Below are 17,568 nucleotides of genomic sequence, written 5' to 3'. Positions count from 1 at the left end.
GGCAGGCGATCGAATGCATGACGTGTCTCCGTATTGTTCTTGTCGCGCGGGTGTCTGACGCCCTGTCGCATCGCTTTCCGACGTATCGTCGAAAGCCTGCACGGATTGTAGTTCCGGCTATCTCGAATATTCAATATGTGATCGCACCGTTCACATAATGGGAGGAAAGCTGACAGCCGAAAGCGGGGTGAAAAGAAAAAAGCCCCGAGGAATCAGGGCTTTACGATGTTTAGTCACCCAAACTAAATTTCACTCGGGCAACTCGGCCGCGCCCATTCGCCGCGCGATGACGCGCGCGCGCATCGCCAGATACGCCGAATTGCGATGGTCGTCGAAGTATTTGGGGCGCGGCAGCATCACGGCGAGGCGCGCGCTCTGGCCCGCCGTCAATTTCGCTGCCGACGTCTTGTAGTAGTAGCGCGCCGCGGCTTCCGCGCCGTACACGCCGTTACCCCATTCCACCGAATTCAGGTAGATCTCGAAGATGCGTTCCTTGGTCAGCCAGAACTCGAGCATCCATGTGATGACAAGCTCCTGCGCCTTTCTCACGTAGCTCTTTTCGCGCGACAGAAAGAGATTGCGCGCGAGTTGCTGCGAAATCGTCGAGCCGCCCGCGACGATTTTCCCGCGCGCCTTGTTCTTCTCCCACGCCTGCAGGATCGCGTCGGTTTCGTAGCCGTTGTTGTTGACGAAGTCGGCATCCTCGGACGCGATGATCGCGCGCTTCAGATTGCGCGAAATCTGCTCGTAAGGCACCCACGTCCGTTGCAGCGCGATGCCGGGGTGCGTCTTCGCAAGCGTCCACGCATCGGCGCGCATGAAGGCCGTCGAACCGGGATCGATGCGCGTCCACAAACCGATCTGAATGAAGAAATACAACTGCGTCGCGAGTACCGCGATGACGAACACCGACACACCGTAAGCGATCCAGCGCGCCGGGCCGAGCCGCGCGCCCGACGGCGATGTGCGCGACGTGCGGCCATGAGCGGGCGCGGCGGTCATCAGGCTTTGGCCGCGAGCGTCTGACGCAGTTCGCGCAGCACCGCGCCGCCGTCCGGACGCACGCCGCGCCAGATGAAGAAAGATTCCGCCGCCTGTTCGACGAGCATGCCGAGGCCGTCCGCCGCGCGCGCGCCCAGCGCCTCGGCGTGCTGCATGAAGACCGTGGGCTTCGCGCCGTACATCATGTCGTAGGCGAGCGTGGCCGTGCCGAACGCGGCGTCGTCGCATTCGGGCAGCGCGGCGTCGAGACTGCCGGCCGTCGCATTGATGACGAGGTCGTAGCGTGTCTTTTCGATGCTGCCCGCGCTTCCGCCCGAGAAGCGCACGCCGGTTTCCCGCGCGGCTTGCGCGAACTGATCGACGAGCTGATGCGCCTTCGCCGCCGTGCGATTCACGATGACGAGCGACGCCGGCTTTCGATCGAAAATCGGCAGCACGACGCCGCGCGCCGCGCCGCCCGCGCCGAGCAGCAGCACGCGGGCGCCTTCGAGACGCACGCCGAGATTCGCTTCGATGTCGCGCACGAGGCCGATGCCATCGGTGTTGTCGCCGCGCACGCCGTTTTCGTCGAACGACAGCGTGTTGACCGCGCCCGCAGCCGCCGCGCGCGGCGACAGCGTATCGGCGAACGCGTGCGCGTCGAGCTTGAACGGGACCGTGACGTTCATGCCGCGTCCGCCTGCCGCGATGAACGCGCGCACTTCGTTCTCGAAGCCGCCGAGCGGCCCCAGAATGCGCCCGTACTCGACCGCCTCGCCCGTCTGCTCAGCGAAGCGCGCGTGAATCCACGGCGACTTGCTGTGCTCGACGGGATTGCCGATCACCGCGTAACGATCGTTCATGATTGGCTCGGTTCTTCGGACGGCTGTGCATCGCCCGTGGATTCGGGCTGCGCTTCGGCCTGCGCTTCGGCTTCGCTTTCGGCGGAAAGATCGTCGGTCTCGATGACTTCCTCCTCCGCTTCGTCCTCTTCGACCGGCGCGGCGGACGAAGGCGCGTCGATCACATGCAGCAGACGGCACGACGCTTCGACGGTCAACTCGTCAATCGACACGACTTCGAGCATCACCCGCGTGCCGCGTGCATGCACGCCGAGGCCGGGCACATGCAGAATCAGAGGAATTTCTTCGAGGCGAACGAGGTCGTCCTTCACGACCGACGCGGGCACCTGCTTCCTGTTCTCCTGCTTGAGCCAGCGCAGACACCAGAAATATTCCATGCGGCGCTGATGGTCGGCGTAGGCCGTGTACGTATCGTCGAATCCCTGCACGACGGCGAACAAATCCGCATCCTTCGGCTTGAACGGCGCGGCGAGCTTCGCCGTCACGCCGTGCTGCACGCACGCGAGCAGTTGCCACTGATTCACGAGGTCGACGTAACGGCGCAGCGGCGACGTGCTCCACGCATACTGCGCGACGCCCAAACCTTCGTGCGGCGCGGGCGTCGTCTGCATGCGCGTGCGCTTCGGGCCGGGACCGCCGAAACCGCGCTGCGAGCGATAGATGCCCGGCACGCCGTGATCGTTCAGGAACGCGCCCCACGACGAATTCGCGAGAATCGCCAGTTCGGCGACGATCAGATCCAGCGGCGAACCGCGGCGGCGCGGCGTGATGGTGACGTGCTCGCCTTCGACATAGAAATTGAAGTCGTTGTTGCGCTGCACTTCGCGCTTGAGGCCGTAAGTCGCGCGCGCCTCCTGGCGCTTTTCGAAGAGCGCCTGCGCGAGCGGCCACAAGACGGCGATGTCTTGCTTGTGCGGATAGTCGCCCGTTCCGGCCGCGAGACTTTCCTCGGTGACGTGCTCGTCCAGATGGTTATGCCGCAGGTTCGACTTGACGAACACGCGCTCGGCGCGCGTCTCGCTCGCGACGATGTCCTGCGTCTCGCGATTCACGATGATGTAGAGCGACAGCGCCGGCCGCAGTCCGCCTTCCGCGAGCGTGAAGACATCGACGACGTTGTCCGGCAGCATCGTGATCTTGTCGCCGGGCATGTAGACCGTCGAAAGACGGCTGCGCGCGATGGAATCGACGGTATCGCCGCGCGCGATGCCGAGCGCCGGCGCCGCAATGTGAATGCCGACGCGCACGCGGCCGTCCGCGAGATGCTGCACGGAGAAGGCGTCGTCGATCTCGGTGGTCGTCACGTCGTCGATGGAGAACGCTTCGATATCCGCTTCCGGCAAGTCTTCGGGCAACGGCGCGGGCTGCACCGCCGGAAAACCGACGCCGTGCGGGAAGAACTCCGACAGGAAGCGCGCCTCGTGCAGCGCGCGCGCCGACGCAATGCCGCCGCATTCGAGCATGAGCCGCGCCTGCGAGATGCCGCGCGCCGCCGCTGCCGCTTCGAGCGCCTTGTATTCGATCGCGTTCTTGTCCGGCTTCGTGAGCAGGCCGATGGCCTTGCCTTTCAGCGCCTCGGGCAGCTTGCCCGCCTTCAGTTCTTCTTCGTAGCCGGCCTGCACGAGCGCCTGCTGACGCTTGCGCTCCAGCCCCGCGAGCGCCATCTGCAACTGCTCCTGCGGCGCGCGCTGATACTGCCCGCGCCCCTTGCGGCGGAAGTACACGGGCGCGCCGTGCATGCGCAGCACGAGCGCGGCGCGCTCCGTGGGACCGAACTTGTCGCCGAAATAGTCCGCGCCGAGCGCGGCGAACGGGAATTCCTCGTCGGGCGCGCATTCCCACAGGAAATCGAGATCGATCTCCTGCGCGATGGCGTCGGCTTCCTGCATCAGCTCGGCGGCGGCGGGCTTTTCGAATTCGATCAGCACGTCCTTCGCGCGCACTTTCGCGCGGCGTCCGCCCGGCAATTCGACCTGGAACGCGTCGCCCTGTTTCGACAAGACCGAGCCGGCCTTGAAACTACCCGATTCCTCGAAGAAAACGTTCACTCAGTACTCTCGTAAGACGGTGGACGGGACGCGCGCGCTGGCTGCCCGCGCGCCCGTGGATGAATGGGTTCTCATGCGGCCGCGGGCGCGAGCGCCGCGCGCGGCGACTGATCGCAAAACGCGAGCACGTCGCCGAGATGATTCGCGAAATCGCTGATCGCGTGATCGCTGCCCTCGATCAGCGTCGTGCGAACGCCGGGATAGTGGGCGAGCATCGTGCGGTAGTCGATCACTTCGTCGCCGGTCGCGGCAATCAGAAAGTAGCGTTCCGGTCGCGTGATGGAAGGCACCGCGAGCGCGCGCAGTTCGTCCAGATGGCGCGGCAGCACGGTGATGCTGCCGCCGCCGTGCCACAACGGCTGCTCGCCGAGATAGGCGCTCAGATCGACATCCGGCATGACGGCGGGATTGAGAAGCACCGCGCGCCAGCCGTGCTTTTCCGCGAGATACGTGGCGTAGTAGCCGCCGAGCGAACTGCCGACGAGCGTGACATCGCCGTCTTGCGCACCGCTCGCGACGGATTCCGCGAGCGCGATGGCGTCGCACGGCGAAACCGGCAATACCGGGCACTGCCATTCGCTCGACCGGCCGAGTTCCGCGAGGCGCGCGCGCATCATGCGCGCCTTGAACGATTGGGGGGACGAGCGAAAGCCGTGCAGGTAAAGGATCACGCGGGGCCTCGTGTAGTGGTGCCGGACGGACGCGCGCTCAACGCGTCCAGCAATTTCTGATGCACGCCGCCGAAGCCGCCGTTGCTCATCACGAGCACGTGGTCGCCGGGGCGCGCGGCCGCCGTGACCGCCTTCACCAGCGGCTCGATTTCGTTGAACGCGCGCGCCTTGTCGCCGAGTGGCGAAAGTGCTTCGGCGAGATTCCAGCCGAGTTTGTCGCGGCCTTCGCGCGCGCCGTATCCGAAGACGAGATCCGCGCCGGTGAGACTCGCGGGCAGCTGCGCTTTCATCGTGCCGAGCTTCATCGTGTTCGAGCGCGGCTCCAGCACGGCCAGAATACGCGCGCGGCCCGAATCGCCGATGCGCGTGCGCAGTCCCGCCACCGTGGTTTCGATGGCGGTCGGATGGTGCGCGAAGTCGTCGTAGACGGTGACGCCATCGACGCTGCCCTTCACTTCCATGCGCCGCTTCACGTTGCGAAAGCTCGCGAGCGACTTCGCGGCCTGCGCCGCCGGCACGCCGACCGAGCGCGCCGCCGCGATCGCCGCGAGCGCGTTCATGCGATTGTGTTCGCCCTGCACTTGCCAGTCCACGACGCCTTGCCGCTCGCCTTCCCAATAGACGGCGAACTGCTCGTCGACGGTCGCGCCGTCGCGTGCGGGCAGTGCCTGCCAGCCGCCTTCGACGCCGAAGCGCTCGACGCCCGACCAGCATCCGCGCGTGAGCACGCGTTCGAGCGCGGCCTCGCGCCCGTTCGTGACGATGCGTCCGACGCCCGGCACCGTGCGCACGAGATGATGAAACTGCGTTTCGATGGCGGCGAGATCCGGGAAGATGTCGGCGTGATCGAATTCGAGATTGTTGAGGACCGCCGTGCGCGGCCGGTAATGGACGAACTTCGAGCGCTTGTCGAAGAACGCGGTGTCGTACTCGTCCGCTTCGATCACGAAAAAGCTGGAATCGGTCAGGCGCGCGGAAATGCCGAAGTTCAGCGGCACGCCGCCGATCAGAAAGCCCGGATTCATGCCGGCGTCTTCGAGCAGCCACGCGAGCATGGAACTCGTCGTGGTCTTGCCGTGCGTGCCCGCCACCGCCAGCACCCACTTGCCCGCCAGCACATGCTCGCCGAGCCATTGCGGACCGGACGTATAAGGCAGGCCACGGTCGAGAATGGCTTCCATCAACGGGTTGCCGCGCGACACCACGTTGCCGACGACGAACAGATCCGGCGCCAGTTCCAGTTGCTCGGCGCCGAAGCCCTCGATCAGCTCGATGCCCTGCGCTTCGAGCTGCGTGCTCATCGGCGGATAGACGCCCGCGTCGCAGCCGGTGACCTTGTGGCCCGCTTCGCGCGCGAGGACGGCGAGACCGCCCATGAAGGTGCCGCAGATGCCGAGGATGTGGATGTGCATAAAGCGTGTCGTGTCGCGCCGCGCGGGCGATGAAGTGCGGAAAACAGGGAACGGCGCTCGAACGGACAAACCCGTGCAGGAACGCGCCTGGAGGCGCATATTGTAACCGAGCGCGCTCGCCGCGTTACACCGCGCCCGCCGCCTGCCGGCCGGGCCGCGAGGCGTTATCTAGTATGATTGCCCCATGGTTCGCAAATCACATTTCGATCCGCAGCGCGTGCGCGAGGAAATCGCGATCGCGGCAGCGAGGATGATCGCCGAAGACGGTCTCGATTACTCCACGGCGAAGCGCAAGGCAGCGCGGCTCGTGGTCGGCGAGGCGAAGATCGGCGGCGAGTTCTTGCCCGACAACGATCAGATCGAAGAGGAAATCCGCGAATATCAGGCCATTTTCCAGAGCGACAGCCAGCCCGCCGTCCTGCGCCGCATGCGCGAACTGGCGCTCGAATGGATGGAACGCCTGAAACCCTACGATCCTTATCTGACCGGCGCGGTCCTCAATGGCACGGCGGGCGAGCATTCCGACATTCATCTGCAATGCTTCTGCGACAATCCGAAGGAAGTCGCGATTTACTTGCTCAATGCCAACGTTCAGTACGATGTCTCCGAGACGCGGCACTTCGCCGGACGCGGTTATGTCGAGACGCTGAGCTTTCTGCACCGTGAGCGCGGCGAAGAGCCGATCGGCATTCACATCGCGCTTTACGGCAGCGACGATCTGCGCGGCGCGGTGCGGGCCGACGGACGCGGCCGGCTCGCGCGCGCGAACGCCGGCGCCGTGCGCGCACTGCTGGACCAAACCGGCGATCCTGACCGCCCGCCGCTTCAGGTCGGCGGATGAGTCGTCGAACGCTTCCTCACGCTTTCAGCTTTCCACGCCCATGAACAGCAAACGCATTCTCGCGGCCCTCGCCGTGGCGATCGCCGCGACGGTCGGCGGCTTCTACGCGGGCCATCTCTTCACCGGCAGCGACACCGAAGCCGCGACGCAGCCAGCCGGCAACGCCGTCGACCAACTGTGGAAGACGACGCCGCCCGCCGCGCCCGGCACGTCCCAGCCGCTCGCCGCGTACAAGGGCAAGCCGGTTGTCGTCAATTTCTGGGCGTCGTGGTGCGGACCGTGCGTGAAGGAAATGCCCACGCTTTCCGCGATGCAGCGCGAGTATCAGAAAAAGGGCGTGACGTTCATCGGGCTCGGCGTGGATAGCGAGAAGAACATCGGCGACTTCCTGAAGAAGGTGCCGGTCGATTATCCCGTCTATGTGACGGGCTTCGGCGGTGCCGATCTCGCGCGCAGCTTCGGCAACAATGCGGGCGGGCTGCCGTTCACCGTCGTGATCGACGCGAAAGGTGCCGTTCGATTGACCAAATTGGGCGAAGTCAACGAGTCGGAGTTGCGGCGCACGCTCGACGCGCTGTAAAAAATCGCTGCGAGATGCCTCGGCGTTGAAATAAGTAAGCGGCAACTTACGGTGCTTTTGCGGGAACTTCGCCCTTCGCGCGCCACTATCGCGGTAATTTGTCCCGCTGGGATTGGGGCCGCTTCACTGTAAAACTAGACAAAATTCTCTAAACGGCGCTAAAGTGCGCCGAATTCCGCACAACCCGAAGCGACCATGATCATCCTGCCGGTGCCGAAAGGCCGACTTGCCGCCGACTCCGATGCCCGCCAAAGCGGCATCGGCGGGCGCGCCGCGCCGGATATCGACGGTCGCGTGCTGTTCGGGCGCGCGCTTCAAAGCGATCACGCGAGCACGTTCGTTGCGAACGCCTGCCGTGTGCCGATCGACTCCGCCGTTTTCGCCACCGGCGCATGCGCGCGCGCCGGACGGGTGGCCGCGCCGGTTCGCGGCTGACAGTCACAAGACACCCACAAATCAAGTCAAGCACCGGGAAGCCCCGGTCTCCAAGTATTGAAAGGGGATTTTTCGATGGACCTTCGTAAACTGAAAACGCTGATCGACCTCGTCTCGGAATCCGGCATCTCGGAGCTGGAAGTGACGGAGGGCGAAGGCAAGGTTCGCATCGTCAAGAACGCCGCACCCGTCTACATGCAGGCGCCGCAGCAGTACGCGCCGCAGGCTGCGGCGCAGGCCGCGCCGGGCATCTCCGCTGCCGCCGACATCGGCGCGGGTGCCGCGACGCCCGCCGCTGCCGCGCCGCAAGGCCATGTCGTGACTTCGCCGATGGTCGGCTCGTTCTACCGCGCGCCGTCGCCGGGCGCGGACCCGTTCGTGCAGGTCGGCGATACGGTCAAGGAAGGCCAGACCATCTGCATCATCGAAGCCATGAAGCTCCTGAACGAGATCGAAGCGGACAAGTCCGGCGTCGTGAAGGAAATCCTCGTCGAGAACGGTCAGGCGGTCGAATACGGCCAGCCGCTCTTCGTGATCGGCGACTGAACGCGCGTCGAGCCGTGCGCCGGATGCATCGCGCGTCTGTCCCGCCCGGTTTCACCGCGCCGGCGCGCGCCGTCGCAAGGCGTCCGCGCATCGCGCGCACGAGAGGCGCGCGCCGCCGATCCGATTCCCGAGGGCCGCTCGCGCGAGCCCGTTGATGAGCCGACCCACTGCCATGTTTGAAAAAATCCTCATTGCGAACCGCGGCGAAATCGCGCTTCGCATCCAGCGCGCGTGCCGCGAACTGGGCGTCAAGACAGTCGTCGTCTATTCGGAAGCCGACAAGGAAGCGAAGTACGTGAAGCTCGCCGACGAAGCCGTGTGTATCGGACCGGCGCCGTCGAACCTGTCGTATCTGAACATGCCCGCGCTCATCAGCGCGGCCGAAGTCACCGACGCCGAAGCCATCCATCCCGGCTACGGCTTTCTTTCCGAGAACGCGGATTTCGCCGAGCGCGTCGAGCAATCGGGCTTCACGTTCATCGGGCCGCGTCCCGAAACCATCCGTCTGATGGGCGACAAGGTCACCGCCAAGCAGACGATGATCAAGACCGGCGTGCCGTGCGTGCCGGGTTCGGAAGGCGCGTTGCCGGACGACCCGAAGGAAATCGTGAAGATCGCGCGCGCGGTCGGCTATCCCGTCATTATCAAAGCGGCGGGCGGCGGCGGCGGGCGCGGCATGCGCGTGGTCCATACGGAAGCCGCGCTCGTGAATGCCGTCAACATGACCCGCGAGGAAGCGGGCCGCGCGTTCGGCAATCCGCAGGTCTACATGGAGAAGTTCCTGGAGAACCCGCGGCACATCGAAATTCAGGTGCTCGCCGACTCGTTCCGCAACGCGCTCTGGCTCGGCGAGCGCGACTGCTCGATGCAGCGCCGCCATCAGAAAGTGATCGAAGAAGCGCCGGCGCCGGGCATCGCGCGGCGGCTGATCGACCGCATCGGCGATCGCTGCGCCGAAGCGTGCAAGAAGATGGGCTATCTCGGCGCGGGCACGTTCGAATTCCTGTACGAGAACAACGAGTTTTACTTCATCGAAATGAACACGCGCGTGCAGGTCGAGCATCCGGTGACGGAACTCATCACGGGCGTGGACATCGTGCAGGAACAGATTCGCATTGCCGCCGGCGAGAAGCTCGCGTTCCGTCAGAAGGACATTCAGTTTCGCGGCCACGCGATCGAATGCCGCATCAACGCGGAAGATCCGTTCAAGTTCACGCCGTCGCCGGGACGCATCACGTCGTGGCACGCGGCGGGCGGTCCGGGCATTCGCGTCGACTCTCACGCGTACAACGGCTACTTCGTTCCGCCGAACTACGACTCGATGATCGGCAAGCTCATTTCCTACGGCGCGACGCGCGAACAGGCGATCAACCGCATGCGTATCGCGTTGTCGGAAATGGTCGTCGAAGGCATTTCGACGAACATTCCGCTGCATCGCGAATTGATGATCGACGCGAAGTTCGTCGAGGGCGGCACGAGCATCCATTACCTCGAAAACAAGCTCGCCGCGCGTCAGGCGGTGGCGGCCGAAGAGTCGTAATCCGCATCAGGCAAGAGACACGAGCATGAGTTACCGGGAACTGATCGCCGAGCTGGATCGCGAACACGCGGAGGCGCTGTCCGACGCGCTGCTGGACATGGGCGCGCTGTCGGTGTCCGTCGAGGATGCCGACGCCGACACGCCCGACGAGCAGCCGCTCTTCGGCGAGCCCGGTCTCACGCCGGAAAAGCGCGCGTGGAAGCGCTCGCGCGTGGTCGCGCTTCTCTCCGAAGACGCGGACCCGGCCGTGCTGCTTGCCGCCGCAGCCAATGAAATCGGGCTGAACGCGACGCCCGCGTTCTCGGTGCGCGACGTCGAAGAGCAGGACTGGGTGCGTCTCACGCAGGCGCAGTTCGATCCGATTTCCATCGGCGAGCGCATCTGGGTCGTGCCTTCGTGGCACGACGCGCCGGATCCGGACGCCCTCGTGCTCGAACTCGATCCCGGCCTCGCGTTCGGCACCGGCAGCCACCCGACCACGCGCCTGTGCATGGAATGGCTGGAGCAATCGGTGAAGCCGGGGCAGTCGCTGCTCGACTACGGCTGCGGTTCCGGCATCCTCGCGATTCTCGCGAAGAAGTGCGGCGCCGACCCGGTGTATGGCATCGACATCGATCCGCAGGCCGTCGAGTCCGCGGGCCAGAACAGCGAGCGCAATCGGGCCGACGTGACTTACGGCCTGCCGGACGAATGTCCCGCCGGCGAGTTCGATATCGTCGTCGCGAATATTCTCTCGAATCCACTCAAGCTCATGGCCTCGATGCTCGCCGCGAAGGTGAAGCCGGGCGGACGCATCGCGCTGTCGGGCATCCTCGCGCGTCAGGCCGACGAAGTCGCGGCGGTCTACGCGAAGTGGATCGATATCGGTGTCTGGCGCGAGCACGAAGGCTGGGTTTGCCTCGCCGGAACGCGGCGGGAAAGCCCTTTAGAATAGCGCCATCGTTCACGACTCGGCCGCGAGGCCGCGGCACTTTCCTATGGCGCTGGCTACCCGCTGCCCACACTGCGAAACCGTATTCAAGCTGGACCCGCATCTGCTCGCGCCGCATGACGGCCGCGTGCGTTGCGGGCATTGTCAGGAAGTGTTCGACGCCGCGCATCATCAGTTCGAACTTCCCGACGATGCGACCGCGCCCTTCGAAGCACAGCACGCCGCGATCATCGACGACGAAGTCGCGGTCGGGCCATCGACGTTTTCCTCATCGAACAAAGAAGCCACGAGCCTGCCGCCGACGCTCGCCGTGCCGCGCCCGCTGAATCTCGGCAAGAAGGCAGCGCCCCCGCCGCCGCCCCCGCCGCCGCCCCCGCCTCTCCCGCCCTCGCCTCTTCCGCCCCCCGACGACGACCGCACGGTGTCCGCGACCGCGCCGGCCGCCTCCGCCAAGGACGCCGCCAACGAACCCGAAGCCGAGCCCGCCGACTTCCGCCACGCGCCGCCGTTGCTGCGTCCGGAAGCATCGCCCGGTGAGCGCGCAGGACCGGCGCCGGTCACGCCCGAGGCACCGCCGCGCGCGGAACGCATTGCGCCGACGACGCGCTTCGTCGATCCCGTCGACGACCGCGCGGAGCCGTTCATCGGTCCGACGCGCGGGCACGCGGACTTTGCATCGGCCGATCCGACGCGAACCCCGGCGCCCGCGTCGACGTCAGGCCCGGCCGCCGCGCGGCGCGACGCAGACGAACCGGGCTTCGGCGCGAGGCCGTCCGCGCCTGGCGCCGCGCACGCGCCGAGCGCCAACGAAGCGTTTCCGGTCAGGCGCGAACCGCGCTCCGCGATGCCACCGCTCGAAAGTTCGTTCGATGGCCTGCTCGAGCGTCCGCGCAAGGGCTTGCGCGCGGCCGGCATCGTCGTGGCCGTCCTGCTCGCGTTGCTGTTGCTGGTTCAACTCGCGTGGTGGCAGCGCGAAACGGTCATGGTCAATGTTCCCGGCTCGCACGCGTCTTACGTCGATATCTGCGACGAACTGAACTGCACCATCTCGCCGCCGCGCTACATCGCCGGATTGCAGATCGAGAGTTCCGGCCTGCGCCAGGTCGACGGCCCGCACAAGCTCGAACTCAAGCTGATGCTTCGCAACCGCGCGGACGTCCCGCTCGCGTATCCCGCGCTCGAACTCACGCTGCTCGACGACAACAACGACGTCGCCATTCGCCGCGTTCTGTGGCCGCAGGAATACGCGCGACCGGGTACGATATTCGCCATCGGGCTGCCTCCGCAGAATGCGCAGCCTGTCGTGGTGCGCCTCGACACCGGCGACGCCGTCGCCGCGAACTACCGGGTGCAGGTTTTCTACCCGTAACCCGATGATCGCCCGCAAGCGCATGACATCCTGAACGCGCGTTTGGCGAAATGCCGGCGCGCGCCAACTCCGTCAGCATCTGACACATTCTCTGGAGCGCAACATGAGTCAAGTTACCCTCGGCGGCAACCCCATCGAAGTCAGCGGCACGTTCCCGAGCGCAGGACAGCAAGCCCCCGCGTTCACGCTCGTCGGCGCGGATCTCGGCGACGTCACCCTCGCGAGCTTCGCGGGCAAGCGCAAGGTGCTGAACATCGTGCCGAGCCTGGATACGCCCACGTGCGCCACCTCGACGCGCAAGTTCAACGAATCGGCCGGCAAGCTGGACAACACCGTTGTGCTCGTCGTCTCCGGCGACCTGCCGTTCGCGGCCAAACGCTTCTGCACGACCGAAGGCCTCACCAACGTGGTCACGGCGTCCACGTTCCGCGGCCACGAGTTCGCGCAGTCCTATGGCGTCGATGTCACGAACGGTCCGCTCAAGGGGCTGACGGCGCGCGCGGTCGTCGTGGTGGACGAGAACGACAAGGTGCTGCATGCCGAACTCGTGTCCGAAATCAAAAACGAGCCGAACTACGACGCGGCACTTTCCGCCCTCAAGTAACCGCATCGCCGGACCGCTTCGGCGGTTCGCGCATACGTTCACACGCGCGGCGCGGCGGCCGGCTTCACGGTCAGACGAAACCGATGCCGCGCGCCACATGCGCATTTACTCGCCCGGCATCTCAATCAAAAGGACGTTCGCCTTGGCTACGCTCATCTGCGGCTCGCTCGCCTACGACAACATCATGACCTTCCAGGGCCGCTTCGGCGACCACATCCTGCCGGATCAGGTCCACATGCTGAACATCAGCTTCCTCGTGCCGACGATGCGCCGCAACTTCGGCGGCTGCGCCGGCAACATCGCCTATGCGCTGAAGCTGCTCGGCGGCGACCCGAAGATCATGGCGACGCTCGGCGAAGCGGATGCGCAGCTCTACATCGACCGGCTCGACGCGCTCGGTCTGTCGAAGGACTATGTGCGCGTGCTGCCCGGGCAGCATTCGGCGCAATGCTTCATCACCACCGATCTCGCGAACAACCAGATCACCGCGTTCCACCCCGGCGCGATGATGGAGTCGCACCTGAATCGCGCGGACGAGGCGCAGGGCATTTCGCTTGGCATCGTCGCTCCGGACGGCGCGGACGGCATGCGCGAACACGCGAGCCAGTTCGCGGCGGCGGGCGTGCCGTTCGTCTTCGATCCGGGTCAGGGTTTGCCTATCCTTGAAGGTGTAGAGCTTTGTCGCATGATTGAACTTGCCACATACGTGACGGTCAACGACTACGAAGCCAAACTGCTCAGCAACAAGACCGGCTGGTCGATGGAAGACATCAAGAGCCGCGTCGATGCGCTCGTCGTGACGCGCGGCGAACACGGCGCGCAGATCTATCATGAAGGCGGCGTGCTCGACGTCCCCGCCGTGAAGGCGCGGCAAGTGGTCGACCCCACCGGTTGCGGCGACGCGTTCCGCGGCGGTTTGCTGTACGGCATCGAAAACCAGCTAGGCTGGGAAAAGACGGGGCGTCTCGCGAGTCTGATGGGTGCATTGAAGATCGAGCATCAGGGCCCGCAAACTTATGCGCCGACGCGCGCGGAAATCGAAGAGCGTTTCAAGCAGGCATTCGGAACGAGCCTGTCGTGATCGAGTAGATGAATGGAGTGAAGGAATGAAAACGGTAAGTCGCATCGTGCTGGCAGCAGCGCTCATTGGCTCGGTCGCGCTGACGGGCTGCGCGTACAACAGCAGTTCGCCCGACGTCTACACGGCGTCGCAGGCGCAGCGCGAAGAAACGGTGCGAATGGCGACCGTCGAAAGCGTGCGCGGCGTGAAGATCAGTTCCAACAACGGCCAGCCGACGGGCCTCGGCGCCATCGGCGGCGGCGCGTTGGGCGGCGTCGCGGCGGGCAGCGCCATCGGCGGCGGCAACGGTTCGATCATCGCGGGCATCATCGGCGGGCTCGCGGGCGCGGTCGCGGGCAACGCGGTAGAGAACAGCGTCGCGACGAAGAACGGGCTCGAGATCACCGTGCGGCTCGACAACGGCGACCTGCGTGCCATCACGCAGACGTCCAACGGCGAAGTGTTCCAGGCGGGCGAGCGCGTTCGTCTGCTGTCGAGCGGCGGCGTCACGCGCGTGACGCACTGAGCCGCCTGAGGTATTCAGCCGAAGAATCGCGGTAAGTCGCGGGCGGCTGATGAGAAGCGCATGCATCGAAAGATGCATGCGCTTTTTTGTTGGGCGCGCCGGCTACGTCGGTACGATCGACAGGCTTGACCCGTTCGCTTCGTTCGCCGAAACGAAAAACCCGCCGCCGGAGATCCCGACGACGGGTCGAGGCCGGGTAGCCCTACCCGGTCCAAAGGCACATCGAAGTGTGCCGCGTTGCTGCAACTGCTTGTCGTGAGACTTACGGACGGCTGCCCGTCGGGAACGGCCATGCCGCCGCCGGGTTCAACGCCGTCTTGACCGCAGCGGCGGGAGCAGCCGGAGCGGGCGTCGATACGGTCGTTGCCGTCGTGGCAGGAGCGGCTGCCGTCGTCTTCTTGGCAGCAGCGGCCTTCTTCGCCGGAGCCTTCTTTGCTGCGGGCGCGGCCTTCTTCGCTGCGGGAGCAGGCGCAGCAGCAGCGGGCGCAGCAGGGGCAGGGGCGGTCTTTGCCGACGCGGTTTTCGCCGACGCCTTCTTCGCGGGGGCCTTCTTCGCAGCAGCCTTTTTCGCGGGCGCTTTCTTGGCAGCCGCCTTCTTCGCGGCAGCCTTCTTCGCAGGCGCCTTCTTGGCAGCGGCCTTCTTCGCAGGCGCCTTCTTGGCGGCGGCCTTCTTCGTCGCTACTTTCTTGGTCGCGACTTTTTTCGCTGCGGCTTTCTTCGCAGGCGCCTTCTTGGCTGCGACCTTCTTCGCGGCAACCTTCTTCGCCGCTACTTTCTTCGTTGCGACCTTCTTCGTTGCAACCTTCTTCGCTGCCGCCTTCTTGGCCGGCGCAGCCTTCTTCGCCGCGACCTTCTTCACTGCCACTTTCTTAGTGGCGACCTTCTTCGCGGCGACCTTCTTCGTTGCTACTTTCTTTGCCGGTGCAGACTTTTTGGCGGGAGCTTTCTTCGCTGCAGCCTTTTTCGCGGCGGGTTTCTTCTTGGCAACTGCCATGATTTTTCTCCTTCAGGTTTTCAGATGAGAGTCAGTTCAAACAACACCCTTCGTCAAAACCCGCTTCTTGGCGTGGAGGCTCTCGGGGCACACGCTACGAAGCGGATTATTCATCGGCGTACGCTGATCCCACCTGCTTACGCTAATGAATACGGCAAGGCGCGCCGTGCCCCCAGGCACCGCGCGCCAAATTGAGTCAGCACCGATACACGGCGCCGGCCATCGCTTGATCGAGCCAGCGAAGCTTTCGCTGGCGTTTTCCGGGGGGAAGTTTGCCCGTCCCCTTTCGGGGAACGCAAAACGCCTGTCTTCCAATCGGACCACTCGGCCCGTCCAGTCAGTAGGCGCACTTTGCATCAGGCGACCGTTCTCCTAAACCTTGTCGGTCAGGCGCGCGCATGACGCACGCTGCTGCCTGACCGTCCCATCGATTTCGTCTGCAACACGTCCTGGGCTTGTTGTTATTCCCAGGTCAGCGCGCCGCCGGTTTGATACTCAATCACGCGTGTCTCGAAGAAGTTGCGTTCCTTCTTCAAGTCGATCATTTCGCTCATCCACGGGAACGGGTTTTCCTCGTTCGGGAAGAGCGGGTCCAGGCCAATCTGCTGGCAACGCCGATTGCAGATGAAGCGCAAGTAGCTCTTGAACATCGACGCATTCAGGCCGAGAACCCCGCGCGGCATGGTGTCTTCAGCGTAGCGATATTCGAGATCGACAGCCTGCTTGAAAAGCTCGCGAATCTCCGCCTTGAAGTCGGCGGTCCACAGTTGCGGCTCTTCGAGCTTGATCTGGTTGATGAGGTCGATGCCGAAGTTGCAGTGCATCGATTCATCGCGGAGGATGTACTGATACTGCTCCGCTGCGCCCGTCATCTTGTTCTGGCGACCCAGCGCCAGAATCTGCGTGAAGCCCACATAGAAGAACAGCCCTTCCATGATGCAGGCGAACACGATCAACGACTTGAGCAATTTCTGGTCCGCTTCCAGCGTGCCGGTGGTGAAGGCCGGGTCGGTCAACGTATTGATGAAGGGGATCAGGAACTCGTCTTTGTCACGGATCGACTTGACCTCGTGATACGCGTTGAAGATTTCGCTTTCATCGAGGCCGAGCGATTCGACGATGTACTGATAGGCGTGCGTGTGGATCGCCTCTTCGAACGCCTGGCGCAGCAGGAACTGGCGGCACTCCGGAGCGGTGATGTGGCGATACGTGCCGAGCACGATGTTGTTCGCCGCGAGCGAGTCCGCCGTGACGAAGAAGCCGAGGTTGCGCTTGACGACGCGACGCTCGTCGTCGGAGAGGCCGTTCGGGTCTTTCCACAGGGCGATGTCGCGCGACATGTTCACTTCCTGCGGCATCCAGTGATTCGCGCACCCGGCGAGATACTTCTCCCACGCCCACTTGTACTTGAACGGCACCAACTGGTTCACGTCGGTCTTGCCGTTGATGATGCGCTTGTCGGCGACATTGACGCGCGCTTCGCTCTGCGCGGCGATGGCGCCAGCGGAAGGGATTGCGGCTGCGGGCGGAACGAAGCCATCGGAGAAGATGTTGTTCGCCTGAGCGGTGTGATGGGCGGCTTGATGAGCGGCAGCATCTGCTGCCTGCGTACCGAAAGTCGTGCCTTGAGCGTTGCGCAACGGGTTCTGTTGCGAAGCGCTCGACGGAGCTACGGTAGTGGTCTCGTCATCCCAGTTGAGCATAAATTCTCACCATCAATTTAGATCGGTTTGTACCATCTTTTCATGAGCGATAAAAGAGCTTGCTCATGAAAAATCTCGTTTTCTCGCGTTTTGGATTCAGCGTTGCTACCTGCATACAACACTTGGCTCTGCGCTGTGTGTGCGATGCGTGATGCGGACGTCGTGCGGACGTCGTGCGGACATTGGCATGACGTGTGTGAAGCGGTCCTCATCGTCTCTCTTCGATGGCGTCGCTGCATGCTTGCACAGCGTTGCATCGATGCATCGATGCCTTCGTTACGTCGATGCGCGTGATGCGATGCGACGCATCGCGGCGATGACTTCTTGCTCGCTTCTTGAGACGCATCGGAGCGCTTCTCGTGTCGCTGCGCCCTTCGCTTTCGATTGCCGCAGTGTAGCATCGGCCGTCTTATATTTCCACAATATCTTGTGTCTGTCAGGCTAAGCCGACACAACCTATAGCG

17 protein-coding genes and 1 pseudogene are annotated in these 17,568 nt (G+C 64.4%); 10 read left to right on the top strand and 8 right to left on the bottom strand.

Going from position 1 to position 17,568, the window contains the following annotated elements:
* Positions 1-249: 249 nt before the first annotated feature.
* From mtgA to mpl, 5 genes are all read right to left on the bottom strand, one after another.
* Complete coding sequence (gene mtgA, locus LDZ27_RS02635; protein ID WP_244815195.1) at positions 250-1,002, bottom strand: monofunctional biosynthetic peptidoglycan transglycosylase; 753 nt, start codon at positions 1,000-1,002, stop codon at positions 250-252.
* Positions 1,002-1,844, bottom strand: coding sequence for a shikimate dehydrogenase (gene aroE / locus LDZ27_RS02630; RefSeq protein ID WP_244815194.1), 843 nt, complete (start codon positions 1,842-1,844; stop codon positions 1,002-1,004). Before aroE ends, mtgA begins: the two co-directional genes overlap by 1 nt.
* Complete coding sequence (locus tag LDZ27_RS02625) at positions 1,841-3,892, bottom strand: ribonuclease catalytic domain-containing protein (RefSeq protein WP_244815193.1); 2,052 nt, start codon at positions 3,890-3,892, stop codon at positions 1,841-1,843. The genes aroE and LDZ27_RS02625 overlap by 4 nt, the downstream gene beginning before the upstream one ends.
* A 71-nt stretch (positions 3,893-3,963) precedes the next feature.
* Positions 3,964-4,563 (bottom strand): YqiA/YcfP family alpha/beta fold hydrolase, encoded by a 600-nt coding sequence (locus tag LDZ27_RS02620; RefSeq protein WP_244815192.1) that lies wholly within the window; start codon positions 4,561-4,563, stop codon positions 3,964-3,966.
* Positions 4,560-5,975 carry a UDP-N-acetylmuramate:L-alanyl-gamma-D-glutamyl-meso-diaminopimelate ligase gene (gene mpl, locus LDZ27_RS02615; protein WP_244815191.1) on the bottom strand — a complete coding sequence of 472 codons (1,416 nt, stop codon included), beginning with the start codon at positions 5,973-5,975 and terminating at the stop codon, positions 4,560-4,562. Before mpl ends, LDZ27_RS02620 begins: the two co-directional genes overlap by 4 nt.
* 184 nt (positions 5,976-6,159) lie before the next feature.
* On the opposite strand from mpl, the gene LDZ27_RS02610 reads away from it, so the two are divergent.
* The 10 genes from LDZ27_RS02610 (at position 6,160) to LDZ27_RS02565 (ending at position 14,407) form a co-directional block, all read left to right on the top strand.
* A complete protein-coding gene (locus LDZ27_RS02610; RefSeq protein ID WP_244815190.1) occupies positions 6,160-6,816 on the top strand; it encodes a UDP-N-acetylmuramate--alanine ligase in 657 nt (218 codons plus the stop codon).
* A 40-nt stretch (positions 6,817-6,856) separates the two neighbouring features.
* On the top strand, positions 6,857-7,396 hold the full coding sequence (locus tag LDZ27_RS02605; protein ID WP_244815189.1) for a TlpA disulfide reductase family protein: 540 nt from the start codon (positions 6,857-6,859) through the stop codon (positions 7,394-7,396).
* 195 nt (positions 7,397-7,591) lie between these two features.
* Positions 7,592-7,831, top strand: coding sequence for a hypothetical protein (locus LDZ27_RS02600; protein ID WP_244815188.1), 240 nt, complete (start codon positions 7,592-7,594; stop codon positions 7,829-7,831).
* A gap of 75 nt (positions 7,832-7,906) precedes the next feature.
* Complete coding sequence (accB, locus tag LDZ27_RS02595; RefSeq protein ID WP_244815187.1) at positions 7,907-8,377, top strand: acetyl-CoA carboxylase biotin carboxyl carrier protein; 471 nt, start codon at positions 7,907-7,909, stop codon at positions 8,375-8,377.
* A 172-nt stretch (positions 8,378-8,549) separates the two neighbouring features.
* On the top strand, positions 8,550-9,917 hold the full coding sequence (accC, locus tag LDZ27_RS02590) for an acetyl-CoA carboxylase biotin carboxylase subunit (protein ID WP_244815186.1): 1,368 nt from the start codon (positions 8,550-8,552) through the stop codon (positions 9,915-9,917).
* Positions 9,918-9,942: 25 nt separating this feature from the next.
* Positions 9,943-10,851, top strand: a complete 909-nt coding sequence (gene prmA, locus LDZ27_RS02585; protein ID WP_244815185.1) for a 50S ribosomal protein L11 methyltransferase — start codon at positions 9,943-9,945, stop codon at positions 10,849-10,851.
* Positions 10,852-10,894: 43 nt separating this feature from the next.
* Positions 10,895-12,217, top strand: a complete 1,323-nt coding sequence (locus tag LDZ27_RS02580; RefSeq protein WP_244815184.1) for a zinc-ribbon and DUF3426 domain-containing protein — start codon at positions 10,895-10,897, stop codon at positions 12,215-12,217.
* A 103-nt stretch (positions 12,218-12,320) separates the two neighbouring features.
* Positions 12,321-12,821, top strand: a complete 501-nt coding sequence (gene tpx / locus LDZ27_RS02575; RefSeq protein WP_244815183.1) for a thiol peroxidase — start codon at positions 12,321-12,323, stop codon at positions 12,819-12,821.
* A gap of 142 nt (positions 12,822-12,963) precedes the next feature.
* The gene (locus tag LDZ27_RS02570; RefSeq protein ID WP_244815182.1) at positions 12,964-13,902 is read left to right on the top strand and encodes a carbohydrate kinase family protein; all 939 of its coding nucleotides are present in this window, start codon (positions 12,964-12,966) and stop codon (positions 13,900-13,902) included.
* A 25-nt stretch (positions 13,903-13,927) separates the two neighbouring features.
* Positions 13,928-14,407 carry a hypothetical protein gene (locus LDZ27_RS02565; protein ID WP_244815181.1) on the top strand — a complete coding sequence of 160 codons (480 nt, stop codon included), beginning with the start codon at positions 13,928-13,930 and terminating at the stop codon, positions 14,405-14,407.
* Positions 14,408-14,669: 262 nt separating this feature from the next.
* Here LDZ27_RS02565 and LDZ27_RS02560 read toward each other — a convergent pair whose 3' ends face one another.
* The 3 genes and pseudogenes from LDZ27_RS02560 to LDZ27_RS02550 form a co-directional block, all read right to left on the bottom strand.
* Positions 14,670-15,401, bottom strand: a complete 732-nt coding sequence (locus LDZ27_RS02560) for a histone H1-like DNA-binding protein (RefSeq protein WP_244815180.1) — start codon at positions 15,399-15,401, stop codon at positions 14,670-14,672.
* A 31-nt stretch (positions 15,402-15,432) separates the two neighbouring features.
* A pseudogene (locus tag LDZ27_RS02555) lies at positions 15,433-15,758 on the bottom strand (hypothetical protein).
* Between the two features lie 104 nt (positions 15,759-15,862).
* The gene (locus LDZ27_RS02550) at positions 15,863-17,104 is read right to left on the bottom strand and encodes a ribonucleotide-diphosphate reductase subunit beta (RefSeq protein WP_244815179.1); all 1,242 of its coding nucleotides are present in this window, start codon (positions 17,102-17,104) and stop codon (positions 15,863-15,865) included.
* Positions 17,105-17,568 lie beyond the last annotated feature (464 nt).

Origin of the sequence: Caballeronia sp. Lep1P3 (genome assembly GCF_022879595.1) — a bacterium.
Classification (GTDB): domain Bacteria; phylum Pseudomonadota; class Gammaproteobacteria; order Burkholderiales; family Burkholderiaceae; genus Caballeronia.
Note: the sequence above shows the minus strand (reverse complement) of the source record. Positions and strands in the feature narration are given on the sequence as shown.

Bases quoted from the DNA above. Each gene is read 5' to 3' on its own strand.
- LDZ27_RS02560 (WP_244815180.1), bottom strand. From the start codon at position 15,401: ATGGCAGTTGCCAAGAAGAAACCCGCCGCGAAAAAGGCTGCAGCGAAG.
- LDZ27_RS02550 (WP_244815179.1), bottom strand. From the start codon at position 17,104: ATGCTCAACTGGGATGACGAGACCACTACCGTAGCTCCGTCGAGCGCT.
- mpl (WP_244815191.1), bottom strand. From the start codon at position 5,975: ATGCACATCCACATCCTCGGCATCTGCGGCACCTTCATGGGCGGTCTC.
- LDZ27_RS02610 (WP_244815190.1), top strand. From the start codon at position 6,160: ATGGTTCGCAAATCACATTTCGATCCGCAGCGCGTGCGCGAGGAAATC.
- accC (WP_244815186.1), top strand. From the start codon at position 8,550: ATGTTTGAAAAAATCCTCATTGCGAACCGCGGCGAAATCGCGCTTCGC.
- aroE (WP_244815194.1), bottom strand. From the start codon at position 1,844: ATGAACGATCGTTACGCGGTGATCGGCAATCCCGTCGAGCACAGCAAG.
- prmA (WP_244815185.1), top strand. From the start codon at position 9,943: ATGAGTTACCGGGAACTGATCGCCGAGCTGGATCGCGAACACGCGGAG.
- LDZ27_RS02580 (WP_244815184.1), top strand. From the start codon at position 10,895: ATGGCGCTGGCTACCCGCTGCCCACACTGCGAAACCGTATTCAAGCTG.
- LDZ27_RS02605 (WP_244815189.1), top strand. From the start codon at position 6,857: ATGAACAGCAAACGCATTCTCGCGGCCCTCGCCGTGGCGATCGCCGCG.
- LDZ27_RS02565 (WP_244815181.1), top strand. From the start codon at position 13,928: ATGAAAACGGTAAGTCGCATCGTGCTGGCAGCAGCGCTCATTGGCTCG.
- tpx (WP_244815183.1), top strand. From the start codon at position 12,321: ATGAGTCAAGTTACCCTCGGCGGCAACCCCATCGAAGTCAGCGGCACG.
- mtgA (WP_244815195.1), bottom strand. From the start codon at position 1,002: ATGACCGCCGCGCCCGCTCATGGCCGCACGTCGCGCACATCGCCGTCG.
- accB (WP_244815187.1), top strand. From the start codon at position 7,907: ATGGACCTTCGTAAACTGAAAACGCTGATCGACCTCGTCTCGGAATCC.
- LDZ27_RS02600 (WP_244815188.1), top strand. From the start codon at position 7,592: ATGATCATCCTGCCGGTGCCGAAAGGCCGACTTGCCGCCGACTCCGAT.